At 61.4% G+C, this 1,907-nt stretch carries 2 protein-coding genes and 1 pseudogene; all 3 read left to right on the forward strand.

Annotation, left to right across the window (positions count from 1 at the left end):
• A pseudogene (locus C4T42_RS31260) lies at positions 1-88 on the forward strand (IS5/IS1182 family transposase); the annotation flags it as partial.
• Between the two features lie 255 nt (positions 89-343).
• Positions 344-628 (forward strand): hypothetical protein, encoded by a 285-nt coding sequence (locus C4T42_RS31265; protein ID WP_181049269.1) that lies wholly within the window; start codon positions 344-346, stop codon positions 626-628.
• Between the two features lie 770 nt (positions 629-1,398).
• Positions 1,399-1,761 (forward strand): hypothetical protein, encoded by a 363-nt coding sequence (locus C4T42_RS31270; RefSeq protein WP_128083247.1) that lies wholly within the window; start codon positions 1,399-1,401, stop codon positions 1,759-1,761.
• The last annotated feature ends 146 nt before the right edge of the window (positions 1,762-1,907 follow it).

Raw genomic sequence — 1,907 nt, forward strand, 5'->3', positions numbered from 1 at the left:
CTACGAGCGACGTGCAGACATCTACGAAGCCTTCACCAGCCTCGCTGCCAGCCTCATCACACTCAACCAGATCAGGCGGTTCTGTTAGGCGCTCTTAGCCCGCAACAAGATGGCTCGGATATGCGCGCGCCGCTTATGCGTGTTTACCAGCTCGTAAGTGATGGTCTGATCTGCTTCGAGCGCGACTGTCATTGATGCTCCAGAAGATATAAGACGTCTCGCGTGCCAATCGATTTCGATCGGATGGATGTTTCCGAGAGCTTCAATCGCGTAACTCGGCGTGAACTAGCGCGAACTCATTATCGTCGGCCTCCGCAGGGAACGACACCGATCGAGGCGATAAATGTCTAAACGCTTCTTTTTTGACGTCGAGAACGGCCAGGAAACGATTTGGGACGAAGAAGGTGTCAGGGCTGACACTTTGGAGCAGGCACTGGTCGATGCTCGTAGTGTCATCAGAGACATGGCAGGCGAGTTGACCGACGACGTTCTGAGCGGAGAGCTGATGCTGGTAGTTCGCGATGAGGCCGGATCGCTGGTCGCACACCTGCCGATCGAAAAGTCGCAGCACCGCTTTTCCAGTTCAAAATTCGGGAATGTGCAAAAGCTGATCAGGAGTCATCGCTAAATCCGGTGGTGGCAACGGCTACGCTTGCGATTGGTTCCCTACCCAGATCGCTAAAAGCGGCCACGGGCTTCAATCCCAGTTCGGTCGCACGCGCTAGAGGTGACGGTGCTCGGACAGGAGCGGCACCGCTCACTGTGTCGCCGCAGCGGGAAAAGCGTAGCAGTAGGGCGCTCGCTTGGCTCGAACAGAGCCGTTCGCATGATGATGGCGCACGGCCCCGGGGCCGGGCCTGCCCAAAGGTGCCTGCTCGCAGGCGCGCGACCGCCTACCGACGCACAAGCTTGGCGGTTGGGGGGGCAGAAATGGTGGCGGCCGCGAGGAAGGTCGGACGGATTGCACGGATGTGGCCGGGGCAGGGACGGCAGGCGCCTGGGATGCCGCGCACGGAGCATCTCGACACCCACACCGATCCGATAACCGGTCCGTCATCATCAGATGACGCGGCTGCATCAGCCGATGGGGATGCCAAGGCCCTGCCATAGCTCGGCCGTTTGTGTCTTGCGTCGATCCGGTATGGATAGGGGGCCTCTCAAACGGAGGCGTACCGATGTCGGACGAGAACGAGGCCCCTGAACCCACCTCAAGGCGTCCAGGTTGGACAATGCCAACGCCTCGACACCCACCGCGACGTTCGCCATCCTGGAAATATGCTCGAGCGACAGGATCAGACCTACGACCCTCAGAAGAGGCTCGCCCCGCGGAAGGGCTTGGCCGCACATGCTCGATCTCTCGCCCTCGGCCGCCTCTCCGTCGCGTGCTGGGGGCTGTCCATGTTCGTGCTCGCGAACTGCAATGCAGTCGCTGGGCCGACCAAGGCGCCTGAAGCTGCGCTGCCTCAAGATGCCACTCGCCTCGACCAAGCCGCACGGATGATCGTCCGCGTGACCCTCATCGGCCGAAATTGCGCGCCGTTCTACGCTGTCGATCAGGCCCAACTGCAGGAGATCGGAACCGCGCTCTTCTCGCAGTCGCTCGATCGCTTCGGCCAGGACCGGCTGCTGAAGGCCATGAACGTCGCCGAGACCGAAGACACAGCGGCGCTCCGCGAGAGCGGTGCCGCGTTCTGGTGTCCTCTCCAGCGGGCCTACCTCAACAGCCTGAGAATGCGAGGCCTGATCGGGCGACAGCGTTAAGAGCTCGGGCCATCTGACGCTCGAGCCCCGGCAGCAACGCCTCAGACACCCCTGACCTTGCCCCCTGATCTGCCCTCATTCTGAAGCTAGAGGCCGTCGATCAGGAGACGGACGATGAAGAAGAGCCGGTTCAGCGAAGAGCAGAT

Origin of the sequence: Methylobacterium sp. 190mf (assembly GCF_900107945.1) — a bacterium.
In the GTDB taxonomy this organism is placed as follows: domain Bacteria; phylum Pseudomonadota; class Alphaproteobacteria; order Rhizobiales; family Beijerinckiaceae; genus Methylobacterium.